We start from the raw sequence: 20,566 nt of genomic DNA on the forward strand, positions 1-20,566 counted from the left end.
TGATGGAGACTTTAGACATGAAGAAACCGGGATTTCTTATTACCCTCTTGATGTTACTCACACTGACAGGATGTGCCCGCCTCGGGGGTCCGACTATCATCCGCGATCGTTTCGATTACAGCGTTGCGGTTTCCGAGTCCTGGAAGAGCCAGATGCTTCTCAATATCGTAAAGATCCGCTACTCAGACACGCCGGTCTTCATGGATGTGACCTCGGTGATCAATCTGGTTGGCATCCAGAATACGGTCAGTCTGGCAGCGGGATGGTCCTTCCCGCCCAACGCGAACACTCAGGCCATCGGTGGAACATCTACCTGGGGAGAAAAACCGACGATCACCTATGCCCCACTCACCGGAGAAAAATTCACCCGGAGTCTCCTGACGCCGATCACGCCTTATGCTCTCCTCAGTATGATTCAGGCCGGATGGCCTGTTAGAATGCTGTTCACCCTGTGCGTCAAGTCCATCAATGATATGGACAACCAGTCCTCGGCGCCGGGATTTTCCCGGAAGCAAGACCCTGAGTTCAAGCGGCTGATTGGACTTCTGGAAGAGACTCAGAAATCAGGAGCGGTAGGGACAAGGATTGAGAGAAAGGATAAACAGGATACGGCCATTGTTGTCTTTCGGCGAAAAAAAGATCGTGAAACCGCGCAGAGGATATTGGAAACCCGCCAAATGCTTGGTCTGAAACCAGACCGTGAAGAATTCACAGTTATCTATGGAGCGGCTCCGACACAGGAAGGCGAAATTGCCATCCTGACCCGATCGATCATGGACATCATCATCGAGTTGGCTTCCCAGATCGACGTTCCTGCCGAACACGCTTCGGAAGGGCGCACCTATGCGACGTCTAGCGAAATCGGGGAAGGAGAGGGACAAGCGTCCCCTCTGCTCCGGGTTTACATAGGCAGGGAAAAGCCATCGGACAGTTTCGTTGCTGTTCATAATCGTGGCTACTGGTTCTGGATTGACGACCGGGATCGGAAATCCAAGACGGTTTTTACCTTCCTCATGATCCTTCTCAGCCTGGCTGAAACCGGACCAGCGCCGCAGGGACCGACGGTCACCGTTCCCATCAGTTAGTGTTCCGGCCTTGAGAAGGCTGCAGCGAGGCGCGATAAACCGAGCCAGGAAGGGGCACGATAGAGCTTAAGCAGCGAAAAAAATCAGGAGAGGGAAAATGAACGCTGAAACAATACGGCTCAAGGAAGCGCGTGAAGGGGAGCAGGCGTGGAAGAAATGGGGACCGTACTTGAGCGAACGACAGTGGGGCACCGTGCGCGAAGACTACAGCGAAGAGGGCGACGCCTGGAATTTCTTTCCCCACGACCATGCCCGTTCACGAGCCTACCGCTGGGGCGAGGACGGCATCGCCGGACTTTCCGACGAAAAGCAGCACCTGTGCTTCGCCATTGCATTGTGGAACGGCAGGGACACGATTCTCAAGGAGCGCCTGTTTGGACTGACCAACAGTGAGGGCAACCACGGCGAGGATGTCAAGGAGTATTATTTTTACCTCGATTCGACGCCAACGCACTCCTACATGAAGTACCTCTACAAATATCCCCAGGCAGCTTATCCCTATGCGGACCTCGTGGAGACAAACAGGAAACGCAGCCGGGATGAAATGGAGTATGAGCTGCTCGATACCGGTGTCTTTGATGAAGACCGCTACTTCGACGTCTTTGTGGAGTATGCCAAAGCCGGCCCGGAAGACATCCTGGTGCGGATCACCGCCGTAAACCGGGGTCCGGAAAGGGCAGAACTGCACCTGTTGCCGACGCTTTGGTTCCGTAATGACTGGTCGGCATGGATCGCCGAATCCAATCGGTCCCCCGGGAAGCCAAACCTGAAGGAGATCAAGGCAGCGGCGGGCACGAGCGCTGTCGTGGCAACGCATCCGCTGCTGGGGGAATTCATCCTATCCTGCGAAGGTGAGGCGCCGCTCCTCTTCACCGAGAACGAGACGAATCATGAGCGGCTTTTCACCGGGCAAGGGAACGAAAGCCCTTATGTAAAGGATGGTGTCAGTGACTGTGTAATCCATGGCAATCAGAATGCAGTGAATCCGGAAAAGCAGGGCACCAAGGTTGCGGCACACTATCGGCTGATGGTGGAACCTGGCCAGTCGGCGATTGTGCGGTTGCGTCTGGCAGCGCGAGAATCAGGGAAAAGCCCGACGGTCAAAGGCGTTCCCGCGGCCTTCGGGCCGGCCTTTGATGCAATTCTGGCGGCACGCTTGCAGGAAGCGGACGATTTCTATTCTTCCGTGACCCCCCCCTCGGTCGCCCCGGATGCGGCTGGCGTCATGCGCCAGGCCATTGCAGGCATGCTCTGGAGCAAACAGTTCTACTTCTTCGACGGCGACAACTGGCTTGACGAGCACCACTCCAACCCCCTCCACGCCGGATATCGCAACGCCCGTAACTCGGATTGGTTCCATATGCTGAACGAGGACATCATCTCGATGCCCGACAAGTGGGAATATCCCTGGTACGCGGCATGGGATCTCGCCTTCCACACACTGCCGCTTGCGATTGTGGACCCTGATTTTGCCAAGGAGCAGTTAAAACTGATGCTGCGCGGGGTCTACCTGCACCCCAACGGCCAGATGCCCGCTTACGAGTGGAACTTCAGCGACGTGAACCCCCCGGTCCACGCCTTTGCGACGCTGTTTCTGCATCGAACCGAGCAGGCCCTGCAGGGAGAGGTGGACCTTGATTTTCTCAAGTCGGCTTTCAACAAGCTCATGCTTAATTTCACCTGGTGGGTGAACCGCAAGGACCGCTTCGGCAAGAATGTCTTCGAGGGCGGATTCCTCGGCCTCGACAACATCGGCGTCTTCGACCGCAGCGCTCCGCTTCCCACCGGCGGTCACCTTGAACAGGCGGACGGCACCGCCTGGATGGCCCTCTTCAGCCAGAACATGTTGGAACTGGCGGTTGAAATTGCCGCTCACGATCCTACCTATGAGGATATGGTATTGAAGTTCCTTGAGCACTTCTATTATATCGCCGCCGCCATGAACCGCTCCGACCAGGACGGCATGTGGGACGAAGAGGATGGCTTCTACTACGACCTGCTGCGGCTTCCCGATGGGAGCGCCACTCGGCTCAAGGTGCGATCCATGGTGGGGCTCCTTCCCTTGTGCGCCACAACGGTCACTGAGGCATGGCAGAGGGAGCGTATTCCTCTGGCAATGGCCCATCTGCAGAAGCGCCTGCGCCGCATGCCTGAACTCCTGGCGTCCATCCATCCAACGGGGCCGGGGCATTTCGGCGTAGCCGAGCGCGGGATCATTGCCCTTGTGAATCCGGAGCGGCTGCGCCGGATCCTGTTGATGATGCTTGACGAAAACGAATTTCTGGGCCCTTACGGCATCCGCTCGCTTTCGAAGTTTCACAAAGAGCATCCCTTTATCCTCCATGTGCAAGGCCAGGAGTACCGGGTGGACTACCTGCCTGCCGAATCGAACACCGGTATGTTCGGCGGCAATTCCAACTGGCGGGGCCCGGTATGGATGCCGGTGAACCTCATGATCATCCGGGCGCTGCTGAATTTCTACCTGTACTACGGCGATAACTTCAAGATTGAGTGTCCAACCGGTTCAGGAAACAGGATGAACCTTTTCGAGGTGAGCAAGGAGATAGCGGACAGACTCATCCGGATCTTCTTGCGCGACGAGCGGGGGAGGCGTCCTGTTTACGGAGGCGCTGAGAAGTTCCAGGCCGATCCTTTCTGGCGCGACCATATCCTTTTCTACGAATACTTCCATGGCGATAATGGCGCCGGACTTGGTGCAAGCCACCAAACGGGTTGGACGGGACTGGTGGCCAAGCTGATCCAGCTTTTTGGATTGTTCGATCCCCAAAAGGCACTGGAGGCAGGCAAAGGTGCGGCCTTCCTTCGGCGAAAACCGGAAGGTGAGAAAGAGAAATGAATCCATGGACAAAACATCCCGTTAACCATATCCTTTCTTAGATTTCAGCAGCATTTATCAATTTGCCTTGAAAAGGGGGGAGCCCATGCAGGTTCTGGCAGGAGATATCGGGGGAACATCCACGCGGCTTGCATATTTCGACGCCGCCTGTGAAAAGTTGACGCTGATCGCCGAAGGACGTTTCCCGAGCCAAAAGTTCGGGAGCCTGGAAGAAATTGTCAAACGTTTTAATGGAGAACAGGGTTTGAACGCGGAGAGGGCCTGTTTCGGAATTGCCGGCCCTGTCCGGAATGGTACGGTCAGAACGCCCAACCTTCCCTGGAGTGTGAATGCCGAAGATCTGTCCAGAGCTTCGGGGATTCCCGAGGTTCGACTGATCAACGACCTGGAGGCGCATGTCTATGGCATCGATCTCCTGGGGCCGGAGGACTTTGAAGTCCTTAGTGAGGGCCTTCCCAATCCGAACGGCACCATTGCCCTGGTCTCGGCAGGGACCGGCTTGGGAGAGGCGGTTGCTTACTGGGATGGAGCCGCTCATCGACCCCACCCCAGCGAAGGGGGCCACGCCGACTTTGCTCCCCGCACCGAGATCGAAGCGGAACTGCTCCTCTATCTGCGTGATGCGCACGGCCGGGTCAGTGCCGAACGGGTTCTTTCCGGCCCCGGACTGCGCAATATTTACCGGTTCCTGCGTGATGTCCGACGTTTTCCCGAATCCCCGGCAATTGCAGAGGAGATGCTGGCGGACGACCCTGCGGCGGTCATCACCCGGGCGGCCCTGTCCGGCGATTGTCCCCTCTGCCGCCAGGTTCTCGATCTCTTTATCTCCCTCTATGGGGCCGAGGCGGGAAATGTGGCGCTGCGGTATCTCGCCACCGGAGGCATCTATCTGGGAGGGGGAATTGCCCCGAAGATCATTGAGAGGCTCAAGGGACCCGGATTCATGCTCGCCTTTACCAGCAAGGGACGCTTGAGTCCCCTGCTGGAAGCGATCCCGGTGCAGGTTATCCTTAACGAGCAGAGCGCGCTGCTGGGCGCAGGCCGTTTCGCCGCTTGTTGAAATTGAAAAGCAGATCTTTTCACCCCCGTGCCGCAGGCGGGAGATCCGCCCTGCACGGAGACGCACCACCCCACCCCATTCGGAGCGGCCTCAACGAATTTCCGAGCCTTCATTTGTGGTATGACTTTACCTCAAAAGGAGTAGAAAATGCAGTTCATTATCACACTGGATCGATTTCTGACCATACTGCTCATTGCAAGTATGGTTGCGATCCTGACACGGAGACTCAAAGTTCCCTACAGCGTGGGGCTGGTTTTTGCCGGAATTCTTCTGGCATTTATCCCTTTGTTTTCAGGGATTCCCTTTACGAAAGAATTAATCTTCAATATATTCCTGCCACCCCTGGTTTTTGAAGCGGCCATACAAATTCGCTGGAGCAATCTACGCAGTGAATTTTTCCTTATACTGATCCTTGCCACCGCAGGGTTGTGCCTATCGGCAGCGGTAACTGCTGCAGGGATGAGGTATCTTGCCGATTGGGCTTGGATCAGCGCCCTGCTTTTCGGTGCGCATCGCAGCTACGGATCCCGTTTCCGTAATCGCCACGTTCAATGAAGCAGGGGTCCACAGCCGGATCCGTCTGCTGGTCGAAGCAGAAAGCCTTCTCAACGACGGTACGGCTGCCGTTGCCTTTGCCGTCATTCTTGCCGCTGCGGCAGGGGGGGCTATGACACTGAGTGGCATTGCCGGAAAACTGGCGCTTACCGTAGGGGGCGGTGTCCTCTGCGGCGCACTGGTTGCCGGGGTCATTATGATCCTTGAAAGACGGGCAGGTGATAATCTTGTTGAATTTACCCTAACGACTGTCACGGCCTATGGTTCTTTTCTCATCGCCGAGCACTTTCATTTTTCAGGGGTCCTCGCCTCTTTGACGGCGGGCCTTCTGGTGGGGAATCTTCGCCTCATGCAAGCGGGTTCTGACGATGTCAGAAAAGCCATTACCGCCTATTGGGAGTATCTCGGTTTTCTTGCCAATTCATTCATCTTTATTGGCATCGGAGTGCAGGTTTCACTCCAGAACTTTAAAGCAGTCATTTTGCCGGCGATATGTGCAATACTCCTTGTGCTGGTGGGACGGGCGTGTGCAGTCTATCCTTTTTGCGCTCTATTCCGCAGATCCGAGCTTCGTGTACAGGGTAAGCACCAGCTTGTTCTGTTCTGGGGTGGTCTTAGAGGGGCCCTGGCTCTTGCCTTGGCAGTGGGGCTGCCGCTTTGGGTGCCTCACCGTGAAGAAATCATTTCGGTGACCTTTGCGGTGGTGGCCTTTTCCATTTTCGTGCAGGGAATGTCCATGACACCGCTACTGCGGCGGATCGGTGAGATTCATAAGGGAGACGCAAGTTAACTTAAAGGCGAAACGAATCCTTAATCCTGACATGGCATCCGGGAATGCGAAGAATTTTCCGGGGCAATGATATTGACACCTTCAAGGGGGTCTGCTATTTTTTTTCAAAGCTCATGATCCTGAAAAGAATGCTTCAAAAACAGACCTTATATAGGGGCGGGGGAAAAACGGTGAACGCTGCGAACGTTGATGAATTCGGCTACGATCCGGGCATTCGAAGAATGCGGCGGGTTTTTTCTCAGATGGAGGCGGTTTCGACGAAACTGATCGGTGATGCGGGAATTTCCCCCTTCGATCCCAGGCTCCGTCGATGGCGGGAAGCCGCCCGGGTGCTCTTCGAGCGGGGCTGGGCCGCGGCGGATCGGCGAAATCTGTCCCTGGCGGATGATGAAGCGGGAATCCTCTACGGATTTGTCTTGAAACGGCTCATGGAACGGGACGGCGTTCCGGAAGAGAAGCTGCAGGTCATCGGAAGGCAGGATGCCCGGACCCGGGAAATTTCAGGGCTGGTGCCATGATGCGCCTTCGCCTGTTCGGAAGATGCCGCATCTACCACGATCCGGTCAGTCCGGTCCTCCGGGAGCCGGCGCAGATAGGATGGACCGCCTGGTTCAGGCAGATCGACCTGGTGACCCCGAGAAAATTAAAAGGTAAGGAGCTTCTGCAGCGGACGAGGGGATGGTGGACTGTGGAGCCCGACGAAGTCGAGGCGGTCGTTGAGGCCCATGGCCGGCTGGTTGTGGGGGATGGCGGGGAACTGATGGTCGAATGTTCCGACGGGCAGGCTGCAGCCCGCCTGGCTGCCGCACTTTCCGAGCGTTTCGGCGATCAGGTCATGCTCGCGCCCTGAATATCAACAGGAGGAAAGGACGCACATCATGGAAGAAATCGTCTTTGAGAGGCTGTCAAGCCCCCACCGCCCATACGTGGGCGAACTGCGCCGTCTGCTGGAGAAAATGGAGGCCCCCTTCCGCAGGGGAGACCGGGTGGGCATCAAGCTTCACTGGGGCGAAAGGGAGAACCGTAGTTTTCTCCCACCCGACTATGCCCGGGAGATTTCCCTGTGGGTTAAAGCGGCAGGCGCTTTCCCTTTCCTCTTCGATACGACGGTTCTGTACTCCGGGGGGCGGCGGAAGGCTGAAGATTCCCTGCAGACGGCGGCGGAGCACGGCTATACGGAGGGCTTTCTGGGATGTCCCGTCGTCATCGCCGACGGAATGGATGGTCGCTCCGTTGTGGACCTGCAGACCGATTATAGCCACTTTTCTTCCGTACAGGTGGCCGACATTTTTGACCGCGCCGACGGCTATGTCATCTTTTCGCACTTCAAAGGGCACATGGAAGCGGGTTTCGGGGGGGCCATCAAAAACCTCTCCATGGGATTCGCCTCACGGGCTCAGAAGCAGAGGATGCATGCCGATATCCGCCCGCTTCTCAAACCCGGGAAGTGCATCAAATGCGGCGTCTGTGTCGACGTCTGTCCGACGGGTGCGGCGCAGTTCGGCGAAGACGGCTTGCCCACCTACGACCACGACGTCTGCATCGGCTGCGCGCAGTGCATCGGCCTCTGCCCCAACATGGCCCTGAAAATCGAGTGGGAAACGGACGCAACAGTTTTTCAGGAGAAGCTCGTGGAAACGGCGGCGGCCGTCTGGCGGAAGATCGAGGGGCGCACCGTTCTGATCAATGCCCTGCTGAACATTACGACAGAGTGCGACTGCTGGCCGGGGGACAACCCCACGATCCATCCAGACCAGGGTTTTGTAGGTGCGTATCACCCGATCCGGATCGATGAGGAATCGATGCGGATCGTGGGCGAGGAAACCTTCGATTCGGCCCATCCCGGCATCCCCTGGAAGCGCCAGTTCTCCTATGCCCGGGAAATCGGTTTTTAAAAACCGCCGCGGCAATCAAGCGGTTCGGACTTTTCAAGGGGCCGCGCAAACGGCATCCGCTTTGCCGATGCCAGCGGGCGGGTTCTTTATGACTCCTGTCTCGATGTGATCGAGTCAAGGCTTGACCAAGGGACAACGCCGCCTGCAATGGAAGCGGCGGGGCCAAGGGAAAAGATCTTTTTTGACCCGTCTCGGATCGCCTGCGGCATTGTAACCTGCGGAGGGATCTGTCCCGGCCTGAACGATGTGATCCGGGCCATCGTCATGAGCCTTTGTTGCCACTGCGGTGTGCAGAGGATCTATGGGTTCCGGTACGGGTACGCGGGGCTCGTGGAGAGGCTCGGGCACGAGCCCCTCAGCCTGACGCCGGACTCGGTGGCCCGCGTTCATGAGCTTGGCGGGTCGATCCTGGGAACGTCCCGGGGCCCCAGGAACCTTCGGAACGGGTAATGTCAAATACGGAGACATCGGCATTTATCTGCGTGATGCCATCAGGGACTATTTCAAGAAAAACGCCATGGAGATCAACCTCAAATACATCGATCCCAGTTACATCATCCGGTGCATGCCGGCCAATTCCCGTGACGCGGCGTTCTGTCTCCCCCTCGGCCAGAGCGCCGTCCATGCCGACAAGGATAGCCTGTCCGCCGAAGGGCATCGGCCCATGAATCGAGTTCCGGCCCTGTTTCAAGGAAGGGACCTTCGCGAGGAAATCCGGCCGGAGCATGGCGAGGCGAATCACAGCCTGGAAATGATCGAGCTGAACGGCTGACCGGACTTCGCGGGCCGCAGAAAAAAAGGATCCTGCGGCAGCGGGAGATGACAGCCACCGGGGCAATCCCCCGCCCCGGCCTCAGTAGGTATAGTCCATGGTTGTGTATTGTTTCAGAAGCCCCGTAGGTCCATAGGAGGAAACCTTTGTGATCATTCCCGCCGCATCGTAGAGGGTCGTGACATATCCTTTCAGCTGGTCCGTGAAATCGTAGGTGGACGTTTTGGCCGGCATTCCCACAGCATTATATTCATAGACGGTGTATTCTGAGATGACGCCCGTGGCGCCGTATTCAGAAACTTTTATCTGTAATCCCGATGAGTTATATTGATAGGCCGTGTATTTGAGCAAAAGACCCGTAGGGCCGTATTTGGATACCTTGCTCTGTTTTCCTGCCTTGTTGTATTCGTACGTGACATATCCTGTCAGCTCGTCGGCGAGATTGTATGTGGCAACCTTGACGGGCTTGCCCGCCTCGTTATAGTCGTATACGGTGTATTTCGAGATGACGCCCGTGGCGCCGTACTCCGTGACCTTTGACGGTTTTCCCGGAGATTTGTATTCGGTGACGACTTTGAGCATCAAAAGATTTGTGTAACCGTTGTAAGTGGATACATTAACCGCGTCTCCGGACTTGTTGTAAGAGGTTTTGATGTATTGCATGAGTTGACCGGCAGCACTGTAGTTGGAAACCTTGATGGGTTTTCCCTCTGAATTGTACTGGGTTTTCGTGTATCCCACTAGTAAGCCTGTTGCGCTATAGGAGGACATCTTGATCTGTCTTCCTCCCGCATCATACTCGTATGTGGAGTATCCCATGGACTGTCCGGCGGTGCCGAAGATGGACTGCTTCGCGAGCTTCGGGACAGCAGGGGCCGGTATGAGGGCGAGCTCCGTTCCGGTGAAGAGAACCTTGTAGCTCTTCCGGGATCCATCGGCGTTTAAAAACCACAGCGCCGCCTGGCCAGTGGAGGTGTTTCTCTTGATGAGATCGCAGATGCCGTCACCATTGTAATCACCGGTAGCTGCAACCGTGGATTTCGTGTCCGTAAAAAGCTCCTTTTCGCTTTTCTTGGTTCCGTCAGCGTTCATGAACCAGAGAACCGTCTGGCCGGTGGAGGCATTTCTCTTGATGAGATCGCAGATGCCGTCATTATCCACATCGCCCGTGGCCACGACGGTGGATTTTCGATCCGTGAAGAGGACCTTGTAGCTCTTGCGTGTTCCGTCGGCGTTCATGAACCAGAGAACCGTCCGGCCGGTCGCATCGTCCCTCTTGATGAGATCGCAGATGCCGTTCTTGTTGAAATCGCCCGTGGCCGTGATGGTGGAATAGGGTTCGGTGAAGAGGACCTTGTAGCTCTTGCGTGTTCCGTCGGCGTTCATGAACCAGAGGACCATCTGGCCGTTGGCCATTTTTCTCTGGATAAGGTCGCAGATTCCGTCACCGTTGAAATCGCCCGTGCCCGCGATGGTCGTTTTCGGTTCGGTAAAGAGGACCTTGTAGCTTTTGCGCGTCCCGTCGGCGTTCATGAACCAGAGGACCGCCTGGCCGGTCGACGAGCTTCTTTTGATGAGATCGCAGATTCCGTTGTTGTTGAAGTCCCCTGTTGCCGCGACGGTGGAGTCCTTGCTCGTCCAGAGGGTCTTATCGCCGGAATGGGTTCCGTCGGCATTCATGAACCACAGAACCGTTGAAGCATTGGAGCTGTTCCTCAGCAGCAGGTCGGAGCGGCCGTCTTTGTTGAAATCAGAAAGGGCGGCGCGGGCATGCCGGGCCGTCGACGGTGACAAAAGGACCAAGATGACCACAAAAAATAAAAAAGTCGAAAATTTTGAATGTCTTTTTCCCATTCTCCGCGCCCCCCCCGTTATTCACTGAAAAAAAAGACGGTGTAAGATTCCGTCATCGCTTCAATAAGGACCTGCCGATGGTTGCAAAGGGTTGAACGATCTGCAAGCGGAGAGCTTATATCATTATCGCCCGCCTGTTTCCAGGTGAAATGCAGCGCCGTGTGACAGGCGCTGAACCACCAGACATTCTGCATGCAGGATCAGGACCTTCGCTGCCTGCAAGGTATTCTTCTATTCGGAAAGTTTTACCGGTGTGACAAAGCCGGAGGGCTTGACGGCAAGGACCGAGCAGGCCAACTGATCAAGAATGGCCTCCGCGGTATTGCCGATGAACAATCCCGCGATGCCCGTTCGTGCAACCGTTCCCATGACGACCAAATCCGCCTCCAGTTGCGCCGCCAATTCCGGTATCAGCTTTTTGGCCGGTCCTTTGAGAAGATGGAAGTTGGGGGAAAGATAATCATAGATAGACTCGCCGATCCGGCTTCGCAGGGTCTCGCCGAGTCTATAGAACGCCTTCTGGTGAAGCATGTGCTCCTTCTCGAGATAGTCGGCGCCTCCGGCTGCCGCGTCGATCCTGGAACGCAAGGTGCCTTCTCCAAATGGTTCCCAGGCGTGAACCAGGTGCAGAGACGCGAAATCGGACAGGGCCAGCGAAGTCGCTTGGTCCAGAATGTTCTCATTGAGGTCCTGCTCCGTCTCCGAGGGGTTCAAGGGGTCAACATCCACGGCAGCCACGATGACCGAATATTTGGATTTCTCGGGAGTCTTCATCAGCCATACAGGGCACGGACATTTGCGCAGGAGATGCATGTCGTCGGTTCCGAAGAGCATTTTTATGAAAGGGGGATTTTCCGCCACCTTGATGACCAGATCGTGAGAATTGCGCAGCACGGCGCGAATGACCTCGAGAAAAACCGGACCCGAGAGCACTTCGAGCCGGATGTTCAGGCGATCCCTGAAGGGTTCGATCAAGGCTTCAAGGTCCTGCCTGGAGAGGGCCGCCCATTCCTTGAGATAACCGTCCGGCACGGAAGGGAACACCGTGGCGACCGTCAGGTCCGCATTGTTGTTTTCCGCCAGTGAAACGGCCCGTTCCAGGGCCGAAGTCTGATCTGACGCTGGTTCGGAAACGAAAAGAATGTGCTTCAAAAGGATCATGACGCATGTCTCTCTTTACCGGCTTCCGGGATCATGTTCCTGGAAGCCGCTGAAAGGGCGATGGGACCGGGTCGGGGAAGGGCCGCCGGTTTCTATGGGGCTTCCTCCAGCGCCGCTTTGGCACGGCGTACGGCGAGATGCACGGGATCCCAGACGCCGGAATAGGGGGGAGCATAACTGAGATCGAGATTGATCATCTCATCCACATCAAAGCCGGCATGAAGCGCCGTTGCGAACACATCGATCCGCTTGGCCGCACCTTCAACGCCGACGATCTGGGCGCCCAGGAGCCTCCCCGTTTCCCTTTCCGCCAGTGCCTTCACCGTGATCTTTCCGGCATTTGGATAATAGCTGGCCCGCGTCATGCCTTCGATACGTCCCGCGACATAGTCCAGCCCCAGGTCCGCTATTTCCTTTTCCTGAAGGCCTGTCCTGGCCACTTCAAAATCGCATATCTTGCTCACAGCCGTACCTACAACGCCGGGGAACGTGGCATAGCCCCCACCCAGGTTGATCCCGGCAACCCTGCCCTGCTTGTTGGCGATCGTTCCCAGGGCGATATGGACCGGGCGCCGGCTGACGAGATGAAAGGATTCGGCGCAATCTCCGGCCGCCCAGACACCTGGGATGTTCGTCTGCATCCGGTCGTTGGTTTTAATGGCCTTTCGGACGCCGAGGGCAATCCCGGCATGCTCGGCCAGCTCCGTGTTGGGTCGCACTCCCAGGCCCAGAATGACGATATCGGCGGGAAGGGTCCGGCGGTCCGTAACGACGGCCTGGACCCGATCCTGTTCCACTTCGACGGAACGGAAAGATTCTTCCCTGAAGAGCTTGACGCCGACACGCATGAGGGCTTCGGAAACAAGGGAACCCATATCGGGATCGAGGGTGTTCATGACCTGGGCAGCCAGCTCCACGAGAGAGACATCGAGGCCTCTCATGATCAAGGCCTCCGCCATTTCCAGGCCGATATATCCCCCTCCGATGATGACGGCCCTTTCGGGCTTTTCCCTGTCAATGACATCCCGGACCCGGATTCCGCTCTGGAGGGAATGAAGTCCATATACCCCCCGGGCCTTTGATCCGGGCACATCGGGACAAAAGGGAACGGCACCCGTTGCAATCATCAGCAGATCGAAGGCCTCTCGGTGCTCCTTTCCTTCCTTGAGGTCACGGACATGGAGTCGGCGCTCCTTGAGGTCGATTTCCGTAACTTCGTGGAGGATGCGGGCGTCAATGCCGTATCGGTCACGAAACTCCTCGGGGGTGACAACCACCAGCTTCCTGACATCGTCGACAACCTTGCCGACGTAGTAGGGAATGCTTCACGCCGAGTAGGAAGTGTGTGGCCCCCTCTCGAAAACAATGATGTCCAGCTCGGGATTTCTACGCTTTGCCTGGACCGCCGCGCTCATCCCGGCCGCATCGCCACCAATGATTGCAAGCCGTTGATTCTTCCGCATTCTGCACCTCCCTGCCGGAAAAGACCAGCAAATCGATTGTTCCTGTTCTCCTGAAAAAAACCTCTCCCGCCTTGATGCCTCGGAATCGTTCATGAGGATTAAGAAGGGCAGGACGCTGAACACAAAACCCCGCCTCATTTCGGGGACGGGGTTTTCTAATAAGGATCAATCCATAGCTTCACCTTGTTGAGGGTTCTGATGGGTTGGAAACCGGTTTACGTGAAGTTATACTAATTTGTGCGGTAAACTCACCGAAATGTCAAGAAGATGTTGTCCGATCCGTGATAGAATGTTCGAATTCCGGTGCGACATGCCTGTAAAAAGCCACGGAGTCATCGCTGGCATGATCTCGTTCCGCGGCACAAAAATCACGAACAGGGACGCACACTCTTTCATATGTCCTGTTGACCGGAACGCGGGAACCCGTTATTCTTGTGCCAGAAGGATCTTGGATGGAGGGGAAACCGGGGGCGCCATCCGAAGCCGACGGTAAAGGATACCTGCAACCCGTGCCGACCAGGATCACCATGTCCCTATCATCATGACCACACCGGTTGGCTGCGGCTTTCCGCAGTGCGCATTCGGAGGAGAAAATGGAGGAGACGACCTTGCTGTACGAAGGAAAAACAAAAAATGTCTATGCCCTTGAAAACGGTCATTATCTGCTCAAGTTCAAAGATGATGTCACCGGCGAGAACGGGGTGTTCGATCCAGGCGCGAATCAAATAGGGCTGAGCATTGAAGGGGTGGGCAGGATGAATCTCCGGATGTCCGTCTTCTTTTTTGAAAAGCTGAAGGCCGCGGGGATTAAGACTCATTATGTCGCTTCAAATCTGGAGGAAACAACGATGGAGGTTCTTCCGGCCAAGGTATTTGGAAAGGGGGTCGAGGTTATTTGCCGCCGGAGGGCCGTGGGCAGCTTCCTGCGCCGCTACGGCGACTATATCGCAGAGGGGGCTCCCCTTCCTCTGTACGTCGAAATGACGTTAAAGGACGACGGCAGAGGCGATCCCCTCGTCATCCGGGACGGGCTTATTGACCTCGGCATCATGAGCGGCGAACAGTATGACGACATCAAGGCGGAGACTCGGAAGATCACGGAGATCATTGCCGGCAGCCTGCTTGAAAAGGGGATGGAGCTCTACGACATCAAATTGGAATTCGGTTACCACCAGGATGAGACCATGCTCATCGATGAAATCTCGTCCGGAAATATGCGTGTCTACAGGGACGGCACTTACATTGAGCCCATGGAGCTTTACGCTCTCTTTTTCGGACAGGCGGCGGGCCGCTGACGCCGGGACGGCTCATTGTACAGGGGAGCCAGCCTCATCTGCGTTCCGGACCGCATCAGGGTGATGGCTTCGTAAGCGGCTATTATCTGCGGATCATCGGATCGAAAATGCCCGCCGTCAGCCCTTCCTCCGTCCGGGATGAATTCGTCTTCCAGCCGGTGAACGAAAGCGAAGCTATCCCCGCGGGGTTCATAACCGCTTCTATAGCGAGGCCGGTGGGACCCGGTCATCCCATTTTTTCCTTGAGCTTCCGGTAACGGCGAATCATGGCGTTCGTCGAACTGTCATGTGCGAGATGCGGTTCCTCCGCGCTTTCCAGCTCCGGGATGATACGCTGGGCCAGGGCCTTTCCCAGTTCGACGCCCCACTGGTCGAAGGGGTTGATGTTCCAGATGGCGCCCTGAACAAAGACGCAGTGTTCATAGAGGGCGACCAGTTTGCCCAGGATATCCGGGGTCAGCCTCCGGGCAAGGATTGTGTTGGATGGCCGGTTGCCCGCGAAGACCTTGTGGGGCGCCAGCCAGTCCGGGACGCCTTCGGCCTGGACTTCTTCCAGCGTTTTGCCGAAGGCAAGCGCCTCGGTCTGGGCGAAGACGTTTGCCAGCAGAAGATCGTGGTGACGGCCGAGGGGATGGAGCGGTTCGACAAAGGCGATCATGTCGCAGGGAATCAGCCTGGTCCCCTGGTGGATCAACTGGAAAAAGGAGTGCTGGCCGTTCGTTCCGGGCTCACCCCAATAGATGGGGCTGGTTGAGTAGTCCACCTCGACCCCGTCGAGGGTGACGCGCTTCCCGTTGCTTTCCATCGTCAACTGCTGAAGGTACGCCGGAAATCGCTTCAGGTATTGTTCATAGGGAATGACGGCGATGGTCTCCGCGCCGAAAAAGTTACTGTACCAGATGGACAGGAGGGCCAGGAGCACCGGCAGGTTGTGTTCAAAGGGGGCTGTGCGGAAGTGCTCATCCATCTCATGAAAACCCGCCAGCATGCTTCGGAAGTGTCCGGGTCCGACGGCGATCATCGTCGCCAGGCCGATGGCCGAGTCCATCGAGTACCGCCCGCCGACCCAGTCCCAGAATCCGAACATGTTGTCGGAATCGATGCCGAAAGCCGTCACCGCGGCGGTGTTCGTCGAGACGGCGACGAAGTGCTTCGCCACCGCCGTGCGGTCGCCATGATTCCCCTGAACCAGCCAGTCGCGGGCCGTTTCGGCGTTGGTCATTGTTTCCAGGGTTGTAAAGGTCTTCGAAGACACGATAAAAAGCGTTTCCTCAGGATGCAGATCCTGAACGGCTTCGGCGAAGTCCGTTCCGTCGATGTTGGAGACGAAGCGGAAGGTGAGGGACCGGTCGCTGTAATGCTTGAGTGCCTCGTAGGCCATGACCGGCCCGAGGTCCGAGCCGCCGATGCCGATATTGACGATATTCCGGATGCGTTTTCCGCTGTGGCCTTTCCAGGATCCGTTCCGGACCTTGTCGGCAAAACAGGCCATCCTGTCCAGCACATCATGAACCAGGGGAACGACGTTTTCTCCGTCCAAGCGGATGGAAGACCCCTTCGGCGCGCGAAGGGCCGTATGGAGGACGGCGCGGCTCTCCGTGAGATTGATTTTTTCCCCTCGGAACATGGCGTCGATCCGCTCCCGCAGGCCGGTTTCCTCAGCCAATTGAAGCAGAAGCCTGAGCGTTTCATCGGTGATCCAGTTCTTTGAATAATCGAGATAAAGGCCTGCCCCGTGGGCGGCCATGCGTTCTCCCCGTTCAGGGTCGCCCGCGAAAAGATCCCTGAGAGGGTGTTTATGCTCCCGAGAGTGAGCCGACAGCGCTTTCCAGGCCGGGAGTTCCGTGAGGCGTTTTCTGTTTTCCACCGTGTCGCATTCCTTTCTGAATCTGAGTTCGTAGAACCGGTCTGCATCCTACCGGTTTTTTATATCATCAAATGTTTTTGCGATGAAACGAAAGTTTAACGGCTGCCGGTGATACGGCGGGCTTGACGGGCTTTTCGCCCTGGCCGGGAGCATCCGCATCAGATTTCGCTATGCCTTTCTAATGCGGCATTGCAGCGATTTCATGTCCGGATAGCCCATCATGGGCTCACGGCACTCCACGTCGGTCAGCAGATTGGCATTGGCGTCCCCCTCCCAGCCGTGCGGCACCAGCACGACGTTGTCCGCTACCCGCTCCTCCACGGCAGCCTTCATGTTCACCTGTCCCCGGTTCGTTTCCACGATGACTCTGTCTCCGTCCTCAATTCCAAAGCGGTTTGCTGTCGCCGGGCTGATCTGGACCAGGGGTTCGGGATACATTTTGCGAAGAGCGTCCGCACCGTGATGCTGGCTGTGGGTATATCCAATGTGTCGGCTTCCCGTGGACAGAATCAACGGGAACTTCTCCAGGAACGCTTTGCTCGCCCGCCTCGGTCCTCTTTCCGGCTCCAGAAAGGTGGGCAGAGGATCAAAACCGGCCCGCTCGAAGGTTTCGCTGTAAATCTCAATTCTCCCTGAAGGGGAATGGTAGCGCCCTTCTGATTGTTCATAGTTTTTTTCGGTATAGAATACGCCTTCCGGCATCCTGTTCAGAAGATCATCAAAGGAGAATCCTGATGGGGACAGTTCAAAGGCAATCATTTCCTCCTCGGATCTCCAGGGGAACCTGTCTTCCAACCCCAGCCTCTTTCCCAGTTCCGTGAACAATTTCCATTCGGACCAGCTCTCGTAAAGGGGTTCGATGCACTTCTTCCTCAGCATGAGGAATGGAAGGCCGTGGCAAACATTGTAACTGTAGGCTACCCCCCATTTTTCCAGATGGGAGCAGGCAGGAAGCACATAATGGGCTTCCCTTGCCGTTTCCGTCATGAAAAGATCGTGCACGATGAGAAGGTCAAGCTTTCGAAAGGCATTGCGGAAGGCGTTGCTGTCCGGCATGGAAACCAGGGGGTTGCCTCCAATAACGAAAAAGGCCCTCAGCACTTCAGGGATGCTTTCCGGAACAAGAGTCACGACGCCATAGGGACTTTTCCTGCCCCACATCTCGACGAAAAGGGGGTACCGGTCTGCCCCCATGGGATTGCCCTCCACGCCGAGACTCACATCTCTCAGTCGCGGCGGAGGACTGGTCACCCAGCCGCCTGGGACATCGACGTTGCCGGTAATGGCCTGGAGGATAGAAAAAGCGCGGCTGTTTTGAACGCCATTGGCCGTCTGGTCCTGCGTGCAGGTGCCTTGATAGATGCTTGCCCCCCGTGTTCCTGAAAACAGCCTGGCCAATCTGCGGATGTCTTCAGCCGGCACCCAGGTCACTTCCTCCGCCCACTCGGGGGTGTACTTCTGCACATGGGGGACCAGCCGCTCAAAGCCGAAGGTATGCTGTTCGATGAAGTCCCTGTCGTAGAGCTTTTCGTTGATGATCACATGCATCATGGCTAGGGCCAGGGCGCCATCCGTACCCGGCCGGATCTGCAGGTACAGATCCGCCATGTCGGCCAAGGGAATCCGCTTGGGGTCGATGACGACCAGCCTGGCCCCTTGATTCCGATTTCTTTTGAGGGCGAGTTTGAGGGGAAAGTCCGATTGTTCAGGGTTGTGTCCCCAGAGGATATAGAGGTGGGAGTCCATCTCTTCGACCGGATATCTTCCGAAGGTCATTTGCCGGACCCGGATGCGCATCCGGTAGCAAACGCTCTCAACAGAAAAGAAATTGGGTGAACCGAAAGCGGTCTTGAACCGCTGCACAAGACCGCCCATTTCGAAGTTTTCCACACCGATGGATCCGCTGAACACGCCCAGAACCTGGGGGCCGAAATTTTTCTTCAGGTCCAGGAGTCTTTCAGCGATTTCGTCCAGGGCCTGGTCCCATGAGATTTCCCTGAAGCTCCCGTCGATCCGCTTCAGCGGGCGACGCAGCCGATCAGGATTGTAGATGGTCGCGAGGGCATTGGCCCCCTTGGGGCACAGCTTTCCATGGTTCAAGGGATGGGAGTTCAGCCCGGCGATCTTCACCGCCCTTCCATCCTTGACCGTTACCCTGCATCCGCAGCTGTGATAGCAAAGCGTACAATCGGTTGGGACTTCTTTTGCTTCAATCATGTTCTTCACCTCATCGTCTCCGTCCATCAGAATGAAATTAAAGGTTGGAAATACGAAGCGATTGCAGCTTTCCAGGTCACGACGATCTCCGTCCGCCTTCGAACCTTTGTCCTGAGCAGGCCGCAGAGAAATTTTCCCTGGAGGAATACTCCGGAACCACCATGAACACAGAGTGGAACTGTACAGAAATACTAGCAATATCTGGAAAAAAAGTAAAAAGAAAGTAACGGTTCAACATAAAATATTTTGTTTTCATTGAAGTGTGCCGTGAAAGGCTGCAATTTTCAGTGGGTGAGATTCCCACCCGGCTTCTGTCGCTCCGGCCGATAGCACTGGAGGCGGTGGAAGGAGGCAACGACCTTTACTGAAGCACTTCCAGAAAAGGGTCCCATGGGATTCAGCGAGCATGCAGGCCGCAACGTGTAGTGAACGCCGAGCAGGCCTCGAAGCGTCATTGCGGAACCCGATCCGACGTCAAAGCGGAGAAGGCCGTTGCCTTGCGGGAAGCGAGTGACATTTGCACCGCAGGGTTCCGCCGGGGTATTTGGCGGTGGCATGCATGTACAGGGAGATTGATCGCAACACGGGAAGCCTCGGTGGTGGCGGCGCGTGACCGCCAACGGATGTTCCGCGAGGAACCGAATCCGGCCATGCGAGGTGGCGGAGAGGCCCGCAGTAGTGGTGATCTCGGGTAATGCCGAGGGAGCGAAGGGGCCTCAGTTCAAGGTTAGTGCAGCAAGCAGCACGACAGCCGGGAGATTGGCCATGCGTCTAACACCTCCGGAAAAGTTGAGAAGTTGCAGCCGGCGTTACGCACCAAAGCGAAGCAGTCGCCAGGATATCGATTCTACGTGCCGTACGATAAAGGTGTACCGCATAGACGTTTTGCATTACGCGTACCGGCCCGGCCGCAGCGCTCAAGGTGCCGTTGGGCGGATTGAAACGCTGCTGCGGAGCGGACATATGGAGGTGGTCGATGCGGACTTGTCCGGGTACTTCGATTGCATTCCGCATTCGGAGTTGATGAAATCGGTGGCGCGTCGCGTGCGCGATCGACATCTGCTGCATCTGCTGAAGATGTGGCCCACGATGACCTGTTGATTCTGGATGAACTGAGTTACATCCCCTTTTCCAAGGAAGGGGCGGAATTGCTTTTCCAGGTTTTGGCGGAACGGCATGAAAAGGGATCTGTGATCATCACCACGAATCTCGGTTTTGCCGACTGGACTCAGATTTTCGGCGATCCGACCATGACTGCCGCCCTTATGGATCGGTTAACCCACAAAGCCCACATCATCGGCTGTAACTGGGATAGCTATCGTTTGCGAGAAAGTCTCAAAGAAATGATGAACAGTGACGTATCGCCGGTAAAACTCCGGTCGCCTCACGGCTTCCTACGTTTTCCCGGCGATCAATAAGGAAGACAGGGGATGACCTGCCCGTCATCCCAAAGTATAAACACTGCTCAGGGTGGTCAAAATTCGGTTGTCATTACCAGAAGCTTTGCGGCTACTGTTTCAGGGCGAGTGGCCCGGGTTTATGAACGTCAAAGAACAAAGTGCTGAATAGTTACAAAAGAAAAACGATCGTACAGAGCTGAAACGCGCCGCCCGCTTTTCGCGTGCAGCCCTTCGGCAGGGCAAACCTTATCCCTTGGCTTTGCTCAGGACGGAAGAGTTTCGCTACCGGGTTTCT

General features: G+C 56.3%; 15 protein-coding genes and 1 pseudogene. 11 read left to right on the forward strand and 5 right to left on the reverse strand.

Annotated elements, in window-relative coordinates; all coding sequences use genetic code 11:
• The first annotated feature begins 17 nt into the window (after positions 1–17).
• The 9 genes and pseudogenes from ACJ77P_RS06425 (at position 18) to ACJ77P_RS06465 (ending at position 9,014) form a co-directional block, all read left to right on the forward strand.
• Positions 18–1,085, forward strand: a complete 1,068-nt coding sequence (locus tag ACJ77P_RS06425; protein ID WP_367360360.1) for a hypothetical protein — start codon at positions 18–20, stop codon at positions 1,083–1,085.
• A gap of 97 nt (positions 1,086–1,182) precedes the next feature.
• The gene (locus tag ACJ77P_RS06430) at positions 1,183–3,942 is read left to right on the forward strand and encodes an MGH1-like glycoside hydrolase domain-containing protein (protein ID WP_408999313.1); all 2,760 of its coding nucleotides are present in this window, start codon (positions 1,183–1,185) and stop codon (positions 3,940–3,942) included.
• A gap of 85 nt (positions 3,943–4,027) precedes the next feature.
• Positions 4,028–5,002: a glucokinase gene (gene glk / locus ACJ77P_RS06435; RefSeq protein ID WP_367360358.1), complete on the forward strand. Its 975-nt coding sequence runs from the start codon at positions 4,028–4,030 to the stop codon at positions 5,000–5,002.
• 201 nt (positions 5,003–5,203) lie between these two features.
• A pseudogene (locus tag ACJ77P_RS06440) lies at positions 5,204–6,347 on the forward strand (cation:proton antiporter).
• A 170-nt stretch (positions 6,348–6,517) separates the two neighbouring features.
• Entirely contained in the window at positions 6,518–6,865 is a 348-nt protein-coding gene (locus tag ACJ77P_RS06445) for a hypothetical protein (protein WP_367360357.1), read from the forward strand.
• Positions 6,862–7,197, forward strand: coding sequence for a hypothetical protein (locus ACJ77P_RS06450; RefSeq protein WP_367360356.1), 336 nt, complete (start codon positions 6,862–6,864; stop codon positions 7,195–7,197). Before ACJ77P_RS06445 ends, ACJ77P_RS06450 begins: the two co-directional genes overlap by 4 nt.
• Before the next feature lie 28 nt (positions 7,198–7,225).
• Positions 7,226–8,242 (forward strand): DUF362 domain-containing protein, encoded by a 1,017-nt coding sequence (locus ACJ77P_RS06455; RefSeq protein ID WP_367360355.1) that lies wholly within the window; start codon positions 7,226–7,228, stop codon positions 8,240–8,242.
• Between the two features lie 147 nt (positions 8,243–8,389).
• Entirely contained in the window at positions 8,390–8,692 is a 303-nt protein-coding gene (locus ACJ77P_RS06460; RefSeq protein ID WP_367360354.1) for a 6-phosphofructokinase, read from the forward strand.
• Positions 8,631–9,014, forward strand: coding sequence for a hypothetical protein (locus ACJ77P_RS06465; protein WP_367360353.1), 384 nt, complete (start codon positions 8,631–8,633; stop codon positions 9,012–9,014). Before ACJ77P_RS06460 ends, ACJ77P_RS06465 begins: the two co-directional genes overlap by 62 nt.
• Before the next feature lie 81 nt (positions 9,015–9,095).
• On the opposite strand, the gene ACJ77P_RS06470 is transcribed toward ACJ77P_RS06465, so the two are convergent.
• The 3 genes from ACJ77P_RS06470 to ACJ77P_RS06480 form a co-directional block, all read right to left on the reverse strand.
• Positions 9,096–10,868, reverse strand: coding sequence for a VCBS repeat-containing protein (locus ACJ77P_RS06470; protein WP_367360352.1), 1,773 nt, complete (start codon positions 10,866–10,868; stop codon positions 9,096–9,098).
• Positions 10,869–11,099: 231 nt separating this feature from the next.
• Complete coding sequence (locus ACJ77P_RS06475; RefSeq protein WP_367360351.1) at positions 11,100–12,029, reverse strand: universal stress protein; 930 nt, start codon at positions 12,027–12,029, stop codon at positions 11,100–11,102.
• A 92-nt stretch (positions 12,030–12,121) separates the two neighbouring features.
• Positions 12,122–13,492 carry an FAD-dependent oxidoreductase gene (locus tag ACJ77P_RS06480; RefSeq protein ID WP_367360350.1) on the reverse strand — a complete coding sequence of 457 codons (1,371 nt, stop codon included), beginning with the start codon at positions 13,490–13,492 and terminating at the stop codon, positions 12,122–12,124.
• Between the two features lie 593 nt (positions 13,493–14,085).
• Between ACJ77P_RS06480 and ACJ77P_RS06485 the strand changes: the two genes are divergently transcribed.
• Entirely contained in the window at positions 14,086–14,787 is a 702-nt protein-coding gene (locus ACJ77P_RS06485; protein WP_367360349.1) for a phosphoribosylaminoimidazolesuccinocarboxamide synthase, read from the forward strand.
• A gap of 226 nt (positions 14,788–15,013) precedes the next feature.
• On the opposite strand, the gene pgi is transcribed toward ACJ77P_RS06485, so the two are convergent.
• Both pgi and ACJ77P_RS06495 read right to left on the reverse strand, forming a co-directional pair.
• Positions 15,014–16,654, reverse strand: a complete 1,641-nt coding sequence (pgi, locus tag ACJ77P_RS06490) for a glucose-6-phosphate isomerase (RefSeq protein ID WP_408999314.1) — start codon at positions 16,652–16,654, stop codon at positions 15,014–15,016.
• 168 nt (positions 16,655–16,822) lie between these two features.
• Positions 16,823–18,871, reverse strand: a complete 2,049-nt coding sequence (locus ACJ77P_RS06495) for a molybdopterin-dependent oxidoreductase (RefSeq protein ID WP_367360347.1) — start codon at positions 18,869–18,871, stop codon at positions 16,823–16,825.
• Between the two features lie 1,001 nt (positions 18,872–19,872).
• Between ACJ77P_RS06495 and ACJ77P_RS06500 the strand changes: the two genes are divergently transcribed.
• Positions 19,873–20,289 carry an ATP-binding protein gene (locus ACJ77P_RS06500; RefSeq protein ID WP_408999315.1) on the forward strand — a complete coding sequence of 139 codons (417 nt, stop codon included), beginning with the start codon at positions 19,873–19,875 and terminating at the stop codon, positions 20,287–20,289.
• The last annotated feature ends 277 nt before the right edge of the window (positions 20,290–20,566 follow it).

The sequence above is a fragment of the Syntrophus buswellii genome, assembly GCF_046097065.1.
Classification (GTDB): domain Bacteria; phylum Desulfobacterota; class Syntrophia; order Syntrophales; family Syntrophaceae; genus Syntrophus; species Syntrophus buswellii.